Annotated in this window: 14 protein-coding genes and 4 pseudogenes; 11 read left to right on the top strand and 7 right to left on the bottom strand. The window is 62.6% G+C overall.

Going from position 1 to position 18,525, the window contains the following annotated elements; all coding sequences use genetic code 11:
- Window positions 1–102: 102 nt before the first annotated feature.
- Together hisN and H2O14_RS29440 are read left to right on the top strand one after the other, a co-directional pair.
- A pseudogene (gene hisN, locus H2O14_RS15600) lies at window positions 103–875 on the top strand (histidinol-phosphatase).
- A gap of 91 nt (window positions 876–966) precedes the next feature.
- Window positions 967–1,362: a type II toxin-antitoxin system PemK/MazF family toxin gene (locus H2O14_RS29440; RefSeq protein WP_182828372.1), complete on the top strand. Its 396-nt coding sequence runs from the start codon at window positions 967–969 to the stop codon at window positions 1,360–1,362.
- A 120-nt stretch (window positions 1,363–1,482) separates the two neighbouring features.
- On the opposite strand, the gene H2O14_RS15610 is transcribed toward H2O14_RS29440, so the two are convergent.
- Window positions 1,483–2,448 (bottom strand): alpha/beta fold hydrolase, encoded by a 966-nt coding sequence (locus tag H2O14_RS15610; RefSeq protein WP_182828373.1) that lies wholly within the window; start codon window positions 2,446–2,448, stop codon window positions 1,483–1,485.
- 394 nt (window positions 2,449–2,842) lie between these two features.
- Between H2O14_RS15610 and H2O14_RS15615 the strand changes: the two genes are divergently transcribed.
- The gene (locus H2O14_RS15615; protein ID WP_182828374.1) at window positions 2,843–3,313 is read left to right on the top strand and encodes an Hsp20 family protein; all 471 of its coding nucleotides are present in this window, start codon (window positions 2,843–2,845) and stop codon (window positions 3,311–3,313) included.
- An 84-nt stretch (window positions 3,314–3,397) separates the two neighbouring features.
- Here H2O14_RS15615 and H2O14_RS15620 read toward each other — a convergent pair whose 3' ends face one another.
- Window positions 3,398–4,453 (bottom strand): threonine aldolase family protein, encoded by a 1,056-nt coding sequence (locus tag H2O14_RS15620; protein WP_182828375.1) that lies wholly within the window; start codon window positions 4,451–4,453, stop codon window positions 3,398–3,400.
- Window positions 4,454–4,876: 423 nt separating this feature from the next.
- On the opposite strand from H2O14_RS15620, the pseudogene gltB reads away from it, so the two are divergent.
- The 4 genes and pseudogenes from gltB (at window position 4,877) to H2O14_RS15640 (ending at window position 11,818) form a co-directional block, all read left to right on the top strand.
- Window positions 4,877–9,600 (top strand): annotated as a pseudogene (gltB, locus tag H2O14_RS15625) (glutamate synthase large subunit).
- A 59-nt stretch (window positions 9,601–9,659) separates the two neighbouring features.
- On the top strand, window positions 9,660–9,929 hold the full coding sequence (locus H2O14_RS15630) for an antitoxin (protein WP_182828376.1): 270 nt from the start codon (window positions 9,660–9,662) through the stop codon (window positions 9,927–9,929).
- On the top strand, window positions 9,926–10,324 hold the full coding sequence (locus H2O14_RS15635; protein WP_182828377.1) for a type II toxin-antitoxin system VapC family toxin: 399 nt from the start codon (window positions 9,926–9,928) through the stop codon (window positions 10,322–10,324). The genes H2O14_RS15630 and H2O14_RS15635 overlap by 4 nt, the downstream gene beginning before the upstream one ends.
- A gap of 39 nt (window positions 10,325–10,363) precedes the next feature.
- Window positions 10,364–11,818, top strand: a complete 1,455-nt coding sequence (locus tag H2O14_RS15640) for a glutamate synthase subunit beta (protein ID WP_182828378.1) — start codon at window positions 10,364–10,366, stop codon at window positions 11,816–11,818.
- A gap of 37 nt (window positions 11,819–11,855) precedes the next feature.
- Here the strand turns inward: H2O14_RS15640 and H2O14_RS15645 are convergent, their stop codons facing one another.
- On the bottom strand, window positions 11,856–13,037 hold the full coding sequence (locus tag H2O14_RS15645) for a DUF459 domain-containing protein (protein ID WP_182828379.1): 1,182 nt from the start codon (window positions 13,035–13,037) through the stop codon (window positions 11,856–11,858).
- A gap of 76 nt (window positions 13,038–13,113) precedes the next feature.
- On the bottom strand, window positions 13,114–14,352 hold the full coding sequence (locus H2O14_RS15650) for a lytic murein transglycosylase (RefSeq protein ID WP_409526924.1): 1,239 nt from the start codon (window positions 14,350–14,352) through the stop codon (window positions 13,114–13,116).
- Between the two features lie 169 nt (window positions 14,353–14,521).
- Here H2O14_RS15650 and galU point away from each other — a divergent pair, with 169 nt between their 5' ends.
- From galU to H2O14_RS15670, 4 genes are all read left to right on the top strand, one after another.
- On the top strand, window positions 14,522–15,409 hold the full coding sequence (gene galU, locus H2O14_RS15655; protein ID WP_182828380.1) for a UTP--glucose-1-phosphate uridylyltransferase GalU: 888 nt from the start codon (window positions 14,522–14,524) through the stop codon (window positions 15,407–15,409).
- A gap of 147 nt (window positions 15,410–15,556) precedes the next feature.
- A complete protein-coding gene (locus H2O14_RS15660; protein WP_182828381.1) occupies window positions 15,557–16,165 on the top strand; it encodes an alpha/beta hydrolase in 609 nt (202 codons plus the stop codon).
- Entirely contained in the window at window positions 16,162–16,299 is a 138-nt protein-coding gene (locus tag H2O14_RS15665) for a hypothetical protein (protein WP_182828382.1), read from the top strand. Before H2O14_RS15660 ends, H2O14_RS15665 begins: the two co-directional genes overlap by 4 nt.
- A gap of 159 nt (window positions 16,300–16,458) precedes the next feature.
- A complete protein-coding gene (locus H2O14_RS15670; protein ID WP_182828383.1) occupies window positions 16,459–16,665 on the top strand; it encodes a hypothetical protein in 207 nt (68 codons plus the stop codon).
- A gap of 51 nt (window positions 16,666–16,716) precedes the next feature.
- On the opposite strand, the pseudogene ureG reads toward H2O14_RS15670, so the two are convergent.
- The 3 genes and pseudogenes from ureG to H2O14_RS15685 all read right to left on the bottom strand — a co-directional run bounded on the left by ureG (window position 16,717) and on the right by H2O14_RS15685 (window position 18,524).
- Window positions 16,717–17,332: pseudogene (gene ureG, locus H2O14_RS15675) on the bottom strand (urease accessory protein UreG).
- Window positions 17,333–17,402: 70 nt separating this feature from the next.
- A pseudogene (locus tag H2O14_RS15680) lies at window positions 17,403–18,073 on the bottom strand (urease accessory protein UreF).
- Window positions 18,063–18,524, bottom strand: a complete 462-nt coding sequence (locus tag H2O14_RS15685) for an urease accessory protein UreE (protein ID WP_182828384.1) — start codon at window positions 18,522–18,524, stop codon at window positions 18,063–18,065. Before H2O14_RS15685 ends, H2O14_RS15680 begins: the two are co-directional and overlap by 11 nt.
- Window position 18,525 lies beyond the last annotated feature (1 nt).

The raw sequence follows: 18,525 nt of genomic DNA on the forward strand, positions 1-18,525 counted from the left end.
GCGGAAATTTTATTGCCTCAGGAATCGAGCGGCTTGATTTTTCATGCCTTTGTCGCGCACAAGCCCGATGATCCGTTGATAATTCCCCGACAGGAGTGAGTGATGACGCCCGACCGCGCCTTTTTCGACCGACTCGCCGACGCCGCGCGGGCTGAAACTCTGCCGCGATTCCGGTCCGGCCTGTCGGTGGTCGACAAAGGGGGCAGCATTACGATCCTGTCACCGAAGGCGACCAGGCGGCCGAAGCCGCCATTCGCGGGCTCATCGAGGCGGAATTTCCCGATCACGGCATTCTCGGCGAGGAGCATGGTTCGGTCGGCCTCGATCGCGATTATGTCTGGGTGATCGACCCGATCGACGGCACGCGCGCCTTCATCTCCGGCGTTCCCGTCTGGGGCACGCTGGTCGGCCTCTATCACAAGGGTCGCGCCGTGATGGGGCTGATCGACCAGCCCTTCACCGGCGAACGCTATTTCGCCGACGGCGAGAAATCCGTCTATCGCGGTCCCGACGGCGAGCGGGTGATCCGCACCAGCGGCTGCACCCGCATCGAAGACGCCAAGCTGTTCACCACCTCGCCGCATCTGTTCGAAGGCCGCGACGAGACGGTCTATCGCGCGATCGAGAAAAAGGCGCGGCTGTTCCGCTATGGCGTCGATTGCTACGCCTATGCGCTGCTCGCCGCGGGCCATGTCGATCTCGTCGTCGAATGCGCGCTCAAACCCTATGACGTCGGCGGCATTATTCCGGTGATCGAGCAGGCTGGCGGCGTGATGACCGACTGGCAGGGCGGGCGGCCGGAAATGGGCGGCTATATCGTCGCGGCGGCGACCGAAGCGCTGCATCGCGAGGCGCTGGAGATGCTGAACGCGTGAGCGAAATCATATCTTCGTAGTACGCGCATCCACGGGTTGTAACTTCGTGCTTAGGCATTAATCTCTGGCGACGCTTTGCCAGGGGTTTTTAATGGTTGAGGAGCACGAAAAGCCTCCGAGAGTTCAGCCGCGGCTAAAGTCGGCCCCGAAAGTCCGACAGTTGTATTGGTGTGATTTCCCTAAAGACGCCCAACTTCCGGAATTTTGGAAGCGAAGGCCGGTCATAATTTTATCCTTTCGGAATACGCTCTTCGGCACCGTTGTTGTTGTCCCTTGCTCCTCTTTGCAAGATCAAGATCCGAGGAAAGCAACCCTCTTGAAGACGACAATTGATGGGAGGATTGGTTGGGCAATTTGTGACAAGCCCACAACTGTAGCCATCAGCCGGTTGGTGCCGGATAAGAGCGGAATTCCTCGCTTGCCGGAGGAGGAATTCAACGAGGTGCTGAAGATGGTTCTCGATTGGCTACCAAGACCTAGCACCTGACTTGTTCTTGAAAAGGGCACGACAACTTACTATATTACGCTCACATACGGCCCGGAAACGGTGTCCGCTTCCCGAAAGGGAACTACTGGGGGAGCAGAAATGCACCCCCTTATTCGTTTCTCAGTCCCCCGAATAGATCAGCGGATCGGCGTCCGAGCCGGGAATGAAGGCTTTGATGGCGGCGAGCGTCTGGTCGCGGAAGATGTCGCGCTCCTGCAGCAGTTCATGGGCGGCGCCGGGGATCGTCACCAGCTTGCCGGCGCGAAAGCGTTGAGACAGCGCTTCGAAATAGGGATAGGGCACGATCTTGTCGGCGCTGGGCGCGATCACCAGCGTCGGGATCTCGATGCGGTGAAGATGCTCCATGCGGGTGACCGTTTCGATCGCGCGGATCATAGAGGCGATCCAGCTCGCGGTGGGCGGGCCGATGAACAGGTCGGGATGCTCGTCATGGATGGCGCGGTTGCGGCGATAGCGGACCGCATCCGACGTCAGCACATTGTTCTCGAACGGCCGTTCCAGCACGTCCTTTGAAAACTGCACCGCGCCCAAACCGGTGTAGTGGGCGGCGTTTGCGAGGACTTTCAACAGGCCATTGGGGATGCCGATGCCCGCGGCGCCCACGAACGGCGCGCAGAGCGCCATGCGATCGATGCGATTGGAGAGCCAGGGCGCGGCCCTGAGCGCCACGAGCGCGCCCATCGAATGCGCGACAATGAAGAAGGGCATCTTGGCGTCGGGAAGCACGACTTTCTCGATGAAGGCGTCGAGATCGCGTTCGAGATCGCCGAAGCGGCGCAGATGTCCCTTGCGCGCCTGCGGATGCAGCCGGGGCGAGCCGCCCTGGCCGCGCCAATCGAAGGTGGCGACCCAGAGGCCGGCTTCGGTGAGATCGCGGATGGTTTCGTAGTATTTTTCGATCGTTTCGTTGCGGCCGTGCAGCAGGATGACGGTTCCCGCCGAGGGAGACTGGGTGGAACGGAAGATCGCGTAGCGCAGCTTCACGCCGTCGAAACTGTCGAAGAAGCCGGCGACGTGATTGTCGGGCGAAAGATTGTCAGGCGTGGCGCGGAGAACTGGGGGCATGGCGTCCGGAAATGCGATTGTGGTGCGACGCTAGCACGATTCGCACGGCTGCGGCGGCAAACAAAAAAAGGCCGGAGACCGCTGGATGGGGACAGGGGCGGCTCCGGCTGGAAGTCGACCGGAGCGGAAGGGACGTCATCGCTCCGGTCACGGGAGGGATGCTCCCATAGCCATGTTTTTACGCCGCCCCGGGTGAACGCGCGCCGAACTCCCCGTTCATCCGTCATTCATGTTTTCGGCTCGCGTTTGCCGGGTCTTGAAAGCGGAGAAAAGCTCTCCCACCTAAGCCCTGCGGGACGCCGATGACGGGTCCCCGAACCGGGCGCGCGGGGCCGAGGAACGGACCGGACGCCTGAACGACACAATCGCAAACGTTGCTCTCAAGGAGGACACCATGCGTCACTTCGATTTCTCTCCGCTCTATCGCTCCACCGTCGGTTTCGACCGCGTCTTCACGATGCTCGACAGCCTGTCGCAGCCGGAGCAGCCGACCTATCCTCCCTATAATATCGAGAAGACGGGCGAGAACGCCTATCGGATCTCGATGGCGGTCGCCGGCTTCGACGAAAGCGAATTGTCGATCGAGCTCAACCAGCATCTTCTGTCGGTGAAGGGCGAAAAGTCCGACGACAAGACCGAAGGCTCCGAACTCCTTTATCGCGGCATCGCCAAGCGCGCCTTCGAGCGCCGCTTCCAGCTCGCCGATCATGTCGAAGTTCGCGCCGCGCATCTGAAGAACGGCCTGCTGCATATCGACCTCGTCCGCGAGATCCCGGAGGCGATGAAGCCGCGCCGGATCGAGATCGCAGCTCCGGCGGGCGCCGAAGCGCCCAAGGCCATCGAAGCCCAGGTCATCAACGGCTAAATCTCGCTGCCTAAAATCGAGGCGCCCCGAGGGCGCAGTGGTCCAGCCCCGTCGCGACTGTCGCGGCGGGGCTTTTCATTGTTCTCAGAGCAGGGCGGCGATGGCCGCCACATCCTCTTCGCGCGTGGCGAAGCTCGCGATGAAGCGGCGGATCTTTTCATTCGGGGCGAGCGCCGCCTCCATACCACGCGGGGTTTCCCAATCGTAGAAGCGCGCGCCGGCCCGGCGCAACGCCTCGGCCTTCTCGTCGGTCATGATCAGGAAGATCTGGTTGCCCTGAGTCGGCCAAGCGATTCGCGTTTGTGCGGACATTTGGGCGGCGTCGGACAGTCTTTGCGTCATCGCGTTGGCATGGCGGGCGAGGTCTATCCACAGGTCATTCTTCAGCCAGGCCTCGAACTGGGCCGCGACGAAGGCCGATTTCGAGAAGAGATTGGCGCCGCGCTTGCGCAGCCGCGGCATGGCGCGGGCGTCGTTGGGATTGAAGAAGATCACCGCTTCGGCGCACCAGCAGCCATTCTTGGTGCCGCCCAGCGACAGGATGTCGACGCCCGCCTTCCAGGTCATCTCGGCCGGCGTGCAGCCGAGCGCGGCGACAGCGTTTGAAAAGCGCGCGCCGTCCATATGGGTCTTGAGGCCGGCTTGCCGGGCGATGGCGCTCAGAGCGCTGATTTCCTCGAGGGTGTAGACCGTTCCGGCTTCGGTGGCCTGAGTGAGGGAAAGCGCGGTCTTTTCACCGACATGCACGTCGTCGTCGGGGAATAGCGCCATGGCGCGTCGCAGCGCGTCCGGGTCGATCTTGCCATGGGCGCCGGGGGCGCTCTGAACCGGAACCAGCTTGCCGCCACCGGTTTGAAGCTCCACGGCCCCGCCTTCATGGTGAATGACATGGGCTTCGCTGTGGCAGAACATCACGCCGGCGGGACGGGCGAGGGACGCGAGCGCCAGAGAATTGGCGGCGGTGCCCGTCGCGACGAAAAACACCGCCACCTCGCGCTTGAAAAGCGCCGAGAGGGCGGCGGCGGCCCGGTCGTCGATCTCACTCGTTCCATAGGGCGCGTGATAAGCGTCGGCGGCTGCGGAGAGGCTGGCGGCGATGGCGGGATGCGCGCCGGCCCAGTTGTCGGAAGCGAAAATCAAGAAATCCACCTTTTGCGTTTGTTCGGATATGTTGTGCGGCAGACATGAATGTGGCGAATTTGATTTTGCAAGAGGCGGATCGCCAAATCGAACCATTTTTTGGGCCTCGCCCCTTGCGGTGAAAACGCCTTTCTGCCATAGGATAAGGGAATTAGGACAGTCATGCTGTCCTATTTTGCTGCATGGATCCTGAAGGCCCGTCACACGGTCTTTAAACAAGCGGTCCAGCCTCCTGATCCGCCGGGGAAAGCGGGCAGGGGCAGAAGCCGGCAGCTGCGTGGACGCGGGGTCGAACTGGCCCGGGAATTGCAGCTCGTACAGGAAAATGCGAAGACATTCATCATTCGCGTCAGCGCGCTGTCTTGCGCGCTCTCAGCGAGATCACGCGGGCGCCGGGACGGGCCCATGGCAGGAGGAAAGAAGATGACGGACCATACGCCATCGCATGCATTCGGACAGCTCACCGGTCTTTCGGCCGATGCTGCGCTGAAAACGCCCTCTCACGCTATGGGTCTGCCGAAGAAACAAGGCCTTTACGATCCGCGCAACGAACACGACGCCTGCGGCGTCGGCTTCACCTGTCATCTCAAGGGCGTCAAGTCGCACCAGATCGTGCGCGACGGACTGTTCATGCTCGAAAACCTCACCCATCGCGGCGCCGTCGGCGCCGATCCCCTGATGGGCGACGGCGCGGGCATTCTCGTCCAGATCCCCGACCGCTTCTTCCGCGAGGAGATGGCGGCCCAGGGCGTCACGCTGCCGCCGGCCGGCCAGTATGCCGTCGGCTTCCTGTTCATGCCGCAGGACGCCGAACTGCGCGAACACATCAAGAGCGTCATCAACGAGGTCGTCGCCGCAGAAGGCCAGACGCTGATCGGCTATCGCGAAGTGCCCGTGGATAATTCGTCGCTGTCCAAGGCGCCGGCGATCGCCGCCACCGAACCCTTCCATGTGCAGGTGTTCATCGGCGCGGGCGAAGGCGTGGCCGACAACGCCGAGTTCGAACGCCGCCTGTTTACGCTGCGCAAGGTCATCTCCAACCGCATCTATGCCGAGACGCAGGGCGTCGACAACGGCTTCTACATCGTGTCGCTGTCGACCACGACCGTGGTCTACAAGGGCATGTTCCTCGCCTATCAGGTGGGCGCCTACTACAAGGACCTCGCCGATCCGCGCTTCGAATCCGCCGTCGCGCTCGTGCATCAGCGCTTCTCCACCAACACCTTCCCGTCCTGGAAGCTCGCGCATCCCTATCGCATGGTCGCCCATAACGGTGAAATCAACACGCTGCGCGGCAATGTGAACTGGATGGCGGCGCGCCAGGCGTCGGTGTCCTCGCCGCTCTATGGCGACGACATCTCCAAGCTCTGGCCGATTTCCTATGAGGGGCAGTCCGACACCGCCTGCTTCGACAACGCGCTCGAATTCCTCGTGCGCGGCGGCTATTCGCTGGCGCATGCCGTGATGATGCTGATCCCCGAAGCCTGGGCCGGCAACCAGTTGATGAGCCCCGAGCGCAAGGCGTTCTACGAATATCACGCGGCCCTGATGGAGCCGTGGGACGGCCCCGCCGCCGTGGCCTTCACCGACGGCCGCCAGATCGGCGCGACGCTCGACCGCAACGGTCTGCGTCCGGCCCGCTATGTCGTCACATCCGACGACCGGGTGATCATGGCGTCGGAAGCCGGCGTGCTGCCCGTCGACGAAGAACTGATCGTCAAGAAGTGGCGCCTGCAGCCCGGCAAGATGTTGCTGATCGACATGGAAAAGGGCCAGATCATTTCCGACGAGGACATGAAGGCCAGCATCGCCGGCGCGCATCCCTACAAGGACTGGCTCGACCGCAGCCAGTTGATCCTCGAAGATCTCGATCCGGTGGAGCCCCGCGCGCTGCGCCGCGACGTGTCGCTGCTCGATCGCCAGCAGGCCTTCGGCTACACGATCGAGGACACCAAGATCCTGATGTCGCCGATGGCGACCACCGGTCAGGAAGCCGTGGGCTCGATGGGCACGGATACACCGATCTCGGCCATGTCCGACAAGGCCAAGCTGCTCTACACCTATTTCAAGCAGAACTTCGCCCAGGTCACCAACCCGCCGATCGACCCGATCCGCGAGGAACTGGTGATGAGCCTGGTGTCGTTCATCGGCCCGCGCCCGAACATTCTCGATCACGCCGGCGCCTCGCGCGCCAAGCGCTTGGAAGTGCGCCAGCCGATCCTGACAAACGGCGATCTCGAAAAGATTCGCTCGATCGGCCATACCGAAGACCGCTTCGACACCAAGACGCTCGATTTCACCTATGACGTCGAACGCGGCGCAGAAGCCATGCCGGAAATGCTGGAGCGGCTGTGCGACCGCGCCGAAACGGCGGTGAAGAGCGGCTACAACATCATCGTGCTGTCCGACCGTCAGGTCGGCCCCGATCGCGTGGCGATCCCGGCGCTTCTGGCGACGGCGGCGGTGCACAACCATCTCATCCGCAAGGGCCTGCGCACCTCGGTGGGCATTGTGGTGGAATCGGGCGAGCCGCGCGAAGTGCATCACTTCTGCTGCCTGGCGGGCTATGGCGCCGAAGCCATCAACCCTTATCTCGCCTTCGACACGCTGATCGACATGCACAAGCGCGGCGAATTCCCCAAGGAAGTCTCCGAGGACGAAGTCGTCTATCGCTATATCAAGGCCGTGGGTAAGGGCATCCTCAAGGTCATGTCCAAGATGGGCATCTCGACCTACCAGTCCTATTGCGGCGCGCAGATCTTCGACGCCGTCGGCCTGGCCTCGGATTTCGTCGAGAAGTTCTTCTTCGGCACCGCGACCCAGATCGAGGGCGTCGGTCTCAAGGAAGTGGCGCGCGAAACCTTCAATCGTCACCAGTCGGCCTTCGGACGCGATCCTGTCCTTGCCGCCTCGCTCGATATCGGCGGCGAATACGCCTATCGCATGCGTGGCGAAAGCCATGCCTGGACGCCCGACGTGGTGGCCGAACTTCAGCACGCCGTGCGCGGCAACGCCGAGGATCGCTATCAGGAATTCGCCCGCCTGGTGAACGAATCCTCGGTGCGGATGAACGCCATCCGTGGGCTGTTCTCGATCAAGTCGGCGACCGAACTCGGCCGTCAACCGATCGATATCTCCGAGGTCGAGCCCGCGGCCGACATCGTCAAGCGCTTCGCCACCGGCGCCATGTCCTTCGGCTCGATCAGCCGCGAGGCGCATACGACGCTGGCGATCGCCATGAACAGGATCGGCGGCAAGTCCAACACCGGCGAAGGCGGCGAGGAAGCCGAGCGCTATCTGCCCAAGGCGGACGGCTCGCTGCCGCTGGAGCGCTCTGCGATCAAGCAGATCGCATCCGGTCGCTTCGGGGTGACGACGGAATATCTCGTCAACGCCGACATGCTGCAAATCAAGGTCGCGCAGGGCGCCAAGCCCGGCGAGGGCGGCCAGCTGCCCGGCCACAAGGTCGACGCGACCATCGCCAAGACCCGTCACTCGACGCCGGGGTCGGCCTGATCTCGCCGCCGCCGCATCACGACATCTATTCGATCGAGGATCTGGCGCAGCTGATCTACGATCTCAAGAACGTCAACCCGACCTCCGATATCTCGGTCAAGCTGGTGTCGGAAGTGGGCGTGGGCACGGTCGCGGCCGGCGTCGCCAAGGCGCGCGCCGATCATATCACCGTGTCCGGTTATGACGGCGGCACGGGCGCTTCGCCGCTCACCTCGCTCAAGCATGCCGGCAGCCCCTGGGAAATCGGCCTGGCCGAGACCCAGCAGACGCTGGTGCTGAACGGCTTGCGTTCCCGCGTGGCGCTGCAGGTCGACGGCGGCCTCAAGACCGGCCGCGACGTGATCATCGGCGCGCTGCTCGGCGCCGATGAATTCGGCTTCTCCACCGCGCCGCTGATCGCGGCGGGCTGCATCATGATGCGCAAATGCCATCTCAACACCTGTCCGGTTGGCGTCGCCACCCAGGATCCGGTGCTGCGCAAGCGCTTCAAGGGCGCGCCCGAGCATGTGATCAACTATTTCTTCTTCATCGCCAACGATGTCCGCCAGATCCTGGCCTCGATGGGCTTCCGCAGCATGAACGAGATTATCGGTCACAGCGAATATCTGACCAAGGATGCGGCCATCAGCCATTGGAAGGCGGAGGGTCTGGACTTCTCCAAGATCTTCCACAAGGTCGAGGCCGCCGAAGAGGAAACGCGCTGGACATCGCGCCAGAAGCATCCGATCGACGATATCCTCGATCGCAAGCTGATCGAAGCCGCCAAGCCCGCGCTCGAAAGCCGCCAGCCGGTGGTAATCGACGCAGAGATCAAGAATGTCGACCGGTCCGCCGGCGCCATGCTGTCGGGCGAGGTCGCCAAGCGCTTCGGCCATAAGGGCCTCAAGGACGATACGATCACGGTCAGGCTGAAGGGCACGGCCGGCCAGAGTTTTGCCGCCTTCCTGGCGCGCGGCGTGACCTTCGAGCTCGAAGGCGACGGCAACGATTATGTCGGCAAGGGCCTCTCGGGCGGCCGCATCATCGTCAGGCCGCCGCAGAACTCGAAGATCGTGGCGGAAGACTCCATCATCGTCGGCAACACCGTGATGTATGGCGCCATCGCCGGCGAGAGCTATTTCCGCGGCGTGGCCGGCGAACGCTTCGCCGTGCGCAATTCGGGCGCCATCGCCGTCGTCGAAGGCGTGGGCGACCATGGCTGCGAATATATGACCGGCGGCGTGGTCGTGGTCATCGGCGGGACGGGCCGCAACTTCGCGGCCGGCATGTCCGGCGGCGTGGCCTATGTGCTCGACGAGAGCGGCGATTTCGCCCGCCGCTGCAACATGGCCATGGTCGAGTTGCAGCCGGTGCCGGAAGAGGACGAACTGCTCGAGAAGCTGCATCACCACGGCGGCGACATCGCGCATAAGGGTATGGTCGACGTCTCCGGCGATATGACGCGGCATGACGAGGAGCGGCTGTTCCAGCTGATCTCCAACCATGCCCATTACACTGGCTCGACCCGCGCCAAGGCGATCCTCGACAACTGGGCCGACTACCGTCCGAAATTCCGCAAGGTGATGCCGGTCGAATATCGCCGCGCGCTGGAGGACATGGAGCGGATGCAGACGCAGGAGGCCGCGGAGTAAGTTGGCGGCCGGCCATAGCCGTGATATGACATTGGCATATGACGGCTATGGAGGCTCTTATGGACGACCAAGGGCACGTAAAGAAGGAAATCAGCGTATTCCGCAACGGTCGGAGCCAGGCGGTGCGAATTCCGAAGGAGTACGAGTTCGATACCGACAAAGTGACGATCTGGAAGGATGGAGATGGCGTGGTCCATCTCAGTCCGGTCGAACGGAAGAAGACGCTGATCGAAGTCCTGGATTGGTTGCGGCATATTGGGCCGATCGAGGATTTTCCGGGCGATCCGGGTGATGAGGGTCTTGCTGAATTGGACGACGTGGATCTGTGATGCGCTATCTTCTGGATACGAATGTGATCTCAGACGCCATTCGAAATCCAAAGGGTATAGCGTCGGAGGCTTTGGAGCGGCATGCGCAAGAGGAGATCGGGACGAGTATCGTCGTGAAGGGAGAGCTCTTGTTCGGCCTTCGCGGGAATCCCGGTTTTCGCAAAAAGGCGGCTCTGGAGGCTCTGCTGGGGGCTATAGTCGTGTGGCCTCTCGATGAGGCCACCGCTTCGCATTACGCTGAAATACGCCATGCGCTTCGCCACGGGCAAAACATCGGGCCGAACGATCTCTGGATCGCGGCGCATGCGCTGGCGCTGGATGCGGTGCTGGTGACGGACAATGAGAGAGAATTTTCCCGGGTGCCGGGATTGAAGCTAGAGAATTGGGTCAGGTAACGAGCCGGAGAACGGCGAGAAAAGGGCAGGCAAGGGAAGATGGGCAAGGTTACGGGTTTTCTCGAGATCGACAGACAGGTCGGCAAGTATCAGCCGGCTTCGGACCGCATTCGCCATTTCCGCGAATTCACCATTCCGATGTCGGATCCGGAAGTGGAGAAACAGGCCGCCCGCTGCATGGATTGCGGCATTCCCTTCTGCCATGGCCCGACCGGCTGTCCGGTGCATAACCAGATCCCCGACTGGAACGATCTGGTGTTCAACAACAAGTGGGAAGAGGCGATCCGCAACCTCCATTCCACCAACAACTTCCCGGAATTCACCGGCCGCGTCTGCCCGGCTCCCTGCGAGGAGGCCTGCACGCTGAATCTCGAAGACGCGCCGGTGGCGATCAAGACCGTGGAACAGGCGATCGCCGACAAGGCCTATGAAATGGGCTATATCGTGCCGCAGCCGGCCACCACCAAGACCAACAAGACCGTCGCCGTCATCGGTTCGGGCCCCGCCGGCATGGCGGCGGCGCAGCAGCTTGCTCGCGCCGGCCATGACGTGACCGTCTACGAGCGGGAAACCAAGCCCGGCGGCCTGCTGCGCTACGGCATTCCCGATTTCAAGATGGAAAAGAACTTCATCGATCGCCGCGTCGAGCAGATGAAGGGCGAGGGCGTGACCTTCCAGTGCGGCGTCAATGTCGGCGTCGACGTCAAGGTTGAGGAACTGCTCGCGAAGTATGACGCGGTTCTCTATTGCGGCGGCTCGGAAACCCCGCGCGACGCCGGCATTCCCGGCGTCGACCTGCACGGCGTGCATGACGCGATGCCCTATCTGGTGCAGCAGAACCGTCGCGTCGGCCGCGAGAACATCGACAGCGTCGGCTGGCCGTCTGCGCCGATCCTGGCCGGCGGCAAGCATGTGGTGGTCGTCGGCGGCGGCGACACGGCGTCGGACTGCGTCGGCACTGCGTTCCGTCAGGGGGCCGTCAAGGTGAGCCAGCTCGACATCCGCCCGATGCCGCCCGAGAAGGAAGACAAGCTCGCGGTCTGGCCTTATTGGGCGACCAAGATGCGCACCTCCTCTTCGCAGGCCGAAGGCGCGATCCGCGAATTCCAGGTCGCGACGCTGGAATTCGTCGGCGAAGATGGCATTCTGACCGGCGTCAAATGCTGCCAGGTCGACGAGCGCCGCAAGCCGATCGCCGGCACGGAGTTCATCATCAAGGCCGATCTCGCCTTCATCGCCATCGGTTTCCGCGGACCCTATATGAATGGCGTGATCGCCGATCTCGGCGAGAAGCTGACGCTCAACACCGACCGGCGCGGCTCGACCAACGTCGTGGCCGACGACAAGAGCTACAAGACTTCGGTCGACAAGTTCTGGACGGCGGGCGATGTGCGCCGTGGCCAGTCGCTGGTGGTCTGGGCGATCCGCGAAGGCCGTCAGGCGGCCCGCGCCATCGACGAGGCTCTGATGGGCGCCACGACGCTGCCGCGCTGACAAAGCGCGACATTTCGGAAGATTTGAAGCCCGCGGCTCAGCCCGCGGGCTTTGCGTTCGCAGGCCAGCGATAATCGTCGACGCGACCTGCCGGGGCGGGGGCCGTCTCGCCTCTTTCGATCAGAAGATCGCGCGGCGTCTTGCCGGCCGTTCGAGGCAGAAGCGTCTGGTCGAGCAGTTCCGTCGAACCATCCAGATCCGGATCCGACAGGCTGATCGGAGGCAAAGCGGTAATCTCGTGAAGTTCCGTCTTCGGTGCGGCGTCGAGCGGCAGGCCGGTGGCGTCCAGGCGGACGAGCGTGGACATGGCGTCGCCGCCGAGCAGACGGATGATGTCCTTTTCGAGGTAGAACGCCATCTTGCGCTTGCCCGCCTTGGTGAGGCTCACTCCGTCGGAGCCGCGCAGACGAACCGGCTGGCCGTTGATGTCGGAGCCGGTGGCGATGAATTTGCCGCTCTCGTCGGCAAAACCATCCCAGATGTCGATGAAGGCTCCACCGACAGCTTCCATTCGTGTGCGGTAGATATTGTTGAGCGTAGCGGCGTCGGCGCTCAGGGAGGATGACTGAAAGGAGGGCAGGCCGGTCCAGATGAACGGGATGCCGGCGCGGGTCGCTGTGGCTGCGAGGTCGTCGACCCGGCGCTGATATTCGCGGTCCCACCCCTCGGAACGAAATCTCTCTGTGACGCCGCCGGTGCGGATTTCCTGGCGATCGTTCGAGCCGAGCATGATGACGATCAACGAAGGCTTGTGCTTGTCGATCTTCTCGAGAAGCGTTTTCGGCCAGTCGAGATGATCGGTGCGGACCAGGCCCGATGCGCCGTCGGTCTCCTTGACCACACTGATCGTCGGATCCTGGGCGAAAGCAGCGGCGAGGCCGTCGGCGAGGCCGGACGCCATGAAATCGCCGATCACCACGATTTTCCGGGCGTCGTCCTTCTTCGCGAGCACCGCCGCGGGTGCGGTTTTCACCGATTGGACATTGCGCTTCTTGGAGGCGTTGCGGCGGGGACGAACACGTAGGGGTCGTTCGACATCACGCTGGCGCGCCTGCGGCCGACCGAGAATGACGTCGAGGATGGACCGCCGTTGGCGGAACTCCTGCGCCTGAGCGGCCGACATCGCGAAATCGGACAGGGGGATCAGGAGCGCGAGAACCAGCACGATCAGGCGCTTGACGCTGGACGCTCCGGATTGAGTGAGGCTTTGTGCGGCCATCGGCGTCTCCCTTGCCGGCGGAAATGCGAAAGCCGGGCTGGGCCCGGCTTCCCTCCTCAGATGTATGCGAGGCCCGTCAGCGGCGCAAGGCGTTGAGAAGCGCTTCGGACGGTTTGCCATCCGGCTGCATGCCGAGCTGCGATTGGATCGCGGAGATGGCGGCCTTGGAGCCCGACCCGAAATTCCCGTCGATGGCGCCGTCGTAATAGCCGAGCGCCTTCATGCGCTCCTGCAGTTCGAACTTCTGCTTGACGTCGAGCGTACCGGCCGGACGCGGCCAGTTCTGCTGCAGACCGCCATAGCCGGCGATCTCGTCGGCCAGCATGCCGACGGCGAGCGCGTAGGAATCGGCGGCGTTGTACTTTTTGATGACGAAGAAGTTCTTGGTCATCAAAAAGGCGGGGCCATTGGCTCCAGCCGGCATTTTCAGCGTGGCGCGGTCCTTGCCGAACTTGAAGCCTTTGCCGTTCGGACGCAGGAAACCGAGTTTCTGCCACTCGCCGAGCGTCTTGGTGCGGCCGATATAATCGTCGGCGCCGGCCGGCGCCACGACTTCGTAGCCCCAGGTCTTGCCCTGCTGCCATCCATTCTTGGCGAGCAGATTGGCCGACGTCGCGAGCGCGTCGGGGATCGAATTCCAGATGTCGCGTCGGCCATTGCCGTCGGCGTCGTAGCCATAGAGCAGATAGCTGGTCGGAATGAACTGGGTGTGGCCCATGGCGCCCGCCCAGGAGCCGGTCAGGCCCTCGGGCGCGACGTCGCCGCGCTGCAGGATCTTCAGAGCCGCGATCAACTGCGTGCGCGCGAATTTCGCGCGCTTCTTGTCGATATAGGCGAGGCTCGCCAGCGCGCGCGGAACATTATGCAATCTGTCGGGTTTTTCGAGAACCGCGCCATAATTGCTCTCCATGGACCAGATCGCCAGCAGGATATGACGATCCACCCCGAAATGTTTCTCGACCGCCGCCAAAGTGCGACCGTGCTTTCTCAGCATGTCGCGCCCGATGCCGGCCGTGTAGGGATTGACCCGGCTGTCGAGATACTCCCAGATTCGGTGCTTGAATTCGGGCTGATAATTGGCTTTTTCGATGACGGTGGGATCGGGTTCGCTCACGCCGCGGAAGGCGCGCACGTAGGTGTCCCGGCTGATGCCGGCTTCGGCTGCGACTGGATAGAAGTTGTTGATCCAGTTGACGAAGCCTTTGTCTGCGTGAGCTGGACCGGCAAACAGCGCTCCCATCACGGCGAGCGCCGGGGCGAAACTGCGGATACGGGCGAGGATCTCTCTATGCTTCATGGCAATCATCCGGTTCATTCATGTTCCTGGACACCGGCGCTGCCGGTTAATGCGACAAAATACAGAGCTGTGGTCAACAAATTCTTTACCATCAGCCGCGCCTCTCGTCACTTCTTTAAAAAAGTAGCAACCTCGGAAAAATGCGTTCAAATATCGCACACAATCCAGAACCTAGAGATGGAGATCAGTGGTGGGTCACGCCAGAGTAAAGAAGGCTGTTTTTCCGGTCGCCGGCCTCGGCACGCGTTTTCTTCCGGCCACCAAGGCGGTGCCCAAGGAAATGATGACTGTGGTCGACAAGCCGGTGATCCAATATGTCGTGGACGAGGCGATCGAGGCCGGGGTCGAACACTTCGTCTTCGTCACGGGCCGCGGCAAGGGCGTGATCGAAGACTATTTCGACATCCAGTACGAACTGGAAGCGACCTTGAAGGCGCGCAACAAGAAGGCCGAGCTTTCGCTGCTCGAATCCATCCTTCCCAAGGCCGGAACGGCCAGCTTCACGCGCCAGCAGGAGCCCCTGGGTCTGGGCCATGCCGTTTGGTGCGCGCGCGACATCGTCGGACAGGAGCCTTTTGCGCTTCTTTTGCCCGACATGATCATGAAATCGGAGAAAGGCTGCCTCAAGGGCATGATGGAGCTCTATGAGGTCGCCGGCGGCAATGTGATCGCTGTGGAGGAATGCGCGCCGGAACTCGCCCATCGCTACGGCATCGTGGCCACGGGCGAGGCGGTCGGCGATGGCTTCCGGATCACCGACATGGTGGAAAAGCCCGCGCCGGGGACGCAGCCTTCCAACTTCTTCATCAACGGCCGTTACATCCTGCAGCCCGAGATCTTCGAGATTCTCGAAACCCAGGAGCGCGGCGCCGGAAACGAAATCCAGTTGACCGACGGCATGCTCAAGCTCGTAAAGCAGCAGTCGTTCACCGGCTATCACTATAGGGGCGCCACCTACGACACCGGCGCCAAGGACGGGTTCATCATGGCCAACATCGCTTTCGCCCTGTCGCGAGACGACATCCGGCCGCTCGTCGAGGCCGATCTCAAGGCTTTGGTGGCGGCGCTGAAATAAGGTCTTTGCGCCTTCTGCGGCGCGCTTCGGCGCGCTGCGGTTTTCGATTTTTATTTACTATAGAAATTATAGAATATCTTTTCTTCGGTTCGGCTTTGCGCTATGGCAATCTTCTGTCGTCGCATGGAGCGGCGAGGCGAAGAAGCGATGTCGACCCGATTGATCATTCCCGGCTTGAACGGTTCCGGTCCCGGCCATTGGCAGCAGCACTGGCTCGAGGACGATGCGGATGCGGTGCTGGTCGAGCAGCGCAATTGGGCTCGGCCCGATCTCGGCGAATGGCTGGTCAGGCTGGAGCGGGCGATTTACGAACACCCCGGCGCGACGCTGGTGGCGCATAGTTTCGGCGCTCTGGTTGCGGCCAATCTCGCGGGTCGGCCCGCCGCGTCCAAGGTCGGCGCAGCGCTTCTGGTCGCGCCCTGCGATCCGGATCGGGTGCGCAGCCTCCACCCCGGCGCGGTCGGCGCAGCTGCGCTGCCATGCGCCGGAGCCGCTTTTCCGACTCTCGTCGTGGGCAGCCGCAACGATCCCTATATGCGTTTTTCGGATGCAAAGGCGCTGTCCGAGCGGCTGAACGGCGGCTTCGTCGATCTCGGCCATGCGGGGCATGTCAATATCGACAGCGGTCATGGTCGCTGGCCGGCCGGCTACAGGCTGGCGCATCGTTTGGAAAACAGCGATGGCCGCAGGATCGCCCAAACCTTCGCCGCCGCCCCTTCACACATTTCATCGGCCTATCTCAGGAGTCCTTCATGACGATCGCCAGCAAGTCCGCCCAGAGGCCGATGCGCGCCTTTTCCGCCGCGTCGGCCGTTGAAAAAACGGTGATGGCCGCATCGACGCTCGCGGCGTTCGTGTTTGTCGCCATCGTGCTGTTCGGTTTCATCTGACGAAATCGTGAGGCCCGGGCGGGCGAAAAAGAGGCAGATGCCGCTTGAAGCGTCGGAACTTTGCCCCAATTCTAGCATTGAAACAAAGAAGCGCCTTAAATATTAACTGCGGTCGTGTAGGAGGGAAAGACGATCGCGTTGTTGGCCAAGGAGGCCATCATGTCCACGTTGAACGCCAGTTGGAATTTCTTCTCCGGCATCGCCGTGCAACTCGGCGCCGAACCCGCCTCACGCTCCGCAGAGAAGAGCCACCGTTATCCGATGGCCGAACGCATGCGCAAGAAAAAGCGAAGCATTCGCAAGCTCGACAAAGCCGAGCGCCAGGAACTGATCGAGAGCATTCGTCACGACGACTGGTTCGAGTGAGCGCATGCTGAGCCGGGCGGGTCGCTCGGCTCGTGATAGGGAAGCGACGCCTCAGGCCGCCAGTCCTCCGTACCGCTTGACATATCCGATGATGTCGTCGACCCCGTCTCCACGTTTGAGGTCCGAAAAAACGAAGGGTTTGCCGGCGCGCATGCGCGTCGCGTCTTTTCCATCACGTCGAGATCGGCGCCGACATAGGGCGCGAGATCCTTCTTGTTGATCAACAGCAGATCCGACTTCGTGATGCCGGGTCCGCCCTTGCGCGGGATCTCCTCTCCCTGGCAAACCGAAATCCATAAATGGTGAGATCGGCCAGATCCGGGGAAAAGGTGGCGGCGAGATTGTCGCCGCCGGATTCGATGAACACGATGTCCAGGTCGGGAAAGCGGCGATTGAGATCGGCGATGGCGGCGAGATTGATCGACGCGTCCTCACGGATGGCGGTGTGCGGGCAGCCGCCGGTCTCGACGCCCACGATGCGCTCCGACGGCAAAGCCTGCATCCGCACCAGCGCGTCGGCGTCTTCCCGCGTATAAATGTCGTTGGTGACCACGGCGACGGAAAACTCCTCGCGCATGGCCTTGCAGAGTTTTTCGGTCAACGCGGTCTTGCCGGACCCCACGGGTCCGCCGATGCCGATTCGCAAGGGACCGTTTCTCGACGTCATCTTCAAAATCCTTCTTCAGTCTTCAGCCGCGCCCTGCTCGCGGTTTCTTCACGGTGGGCGTGGACGGCTATCAGGAACGGAACAGTCTCGTTTGTTGGGTCTCGTGGCGAAGTGAAGCAATGTCCGCGCCAATCGCAGCCGAGCCCAGGTCGTCCAGGGTCGAGCATGCGGTTTGCCGGGCGGCGATCAGGATCGTTTCCTCCAGTTCGGCGAGAAGCGCGACGCCCTGGCGCTGCCCGATGACGCCGAGGCGGATGGCTGCGGAAACGCCTTGCGAGAGAAGCGCATGGTAGAAGGCGGCAAGGCAGCTTTCGAGCGGGATCGCCTGCGCCGAAGCGACGACGCCCACGGCGACGCTATAGGGGGACGGCTTCCGAGGCTGTCGAGCGCGGGATGCGGCCATGCGGCGGCGGCGGCGGCGAAAGCCTCGCCGATGGTGAGGACCTCGAGATGTCGCTCCGCCGAGCCCGCCAAGGCTTCCGCCAGCGCCGCGACGGCGGCGAGCCTTTCGGGATCGTCGACGCTCCGCCAGGCTTCCGCGAGCAGCACCCCGTCATTGCGCCAGGCGCCCCGCGTGAGGAGCGTTTCGAACCATTGCCGAAGCGCCGCGGGATCATTCGCTGCGCCATCGTGAACCGCGCTTTCCAAGCCGCCCGAATAGGCGAAGCCGCCGACGGGAAAAGCCGGCGACAACCAGGCCATCAGCCGGATGAGCGCGCGCGACGAGGTCTCAGTGGCCATGATGCCCATGTCCGCCATGACCGTGATAGGCGCCATGAACGGGGCTGAACGGCTCGACGACTTCGGTCACCGCGGCGTCGAGCCCTTCGAGCATCGCCTTGATGACATGATCGCGCTCGATCAGGATACGGTCGGATTCGATTTGCGCGGCGAGGTGACGGTTGCCGAGATGCCAGGCGATCTGCATTTGGTGGAGCGCGTCGCGCGCCTTGACCTCGAGCAGTTTCTCGTCCGCAGCGACGACTTCGACGAAACCGTCTCCGCCATCAATCATCAGCAGGTCGCCATGGTCCAGCACCACGGGCTCCTTGAGATCGAGCATGATCACGTCGCCATTGGTGAGATGCAGGAGCTTGCGGCGCAGATGCCGTTCGTCATGGGTCAGAACGACCAGGCCGACGGGATCTCCGGCTTCCGCTTCCTTGGAGACGCGGGTGGAGCGGTAGGGCATG

The sequence above is a fragment of the Rhizobium sp. G21 genome (genome assembly GCF_014158035.1).
In the GTDB taxonomy this organism is placed as follows: domain Bacteria; phylum Pseudomonadota; class Alphaproteobacteria; order Rhizobiales; family Rhizobiaceae; genus Rhizobium_E.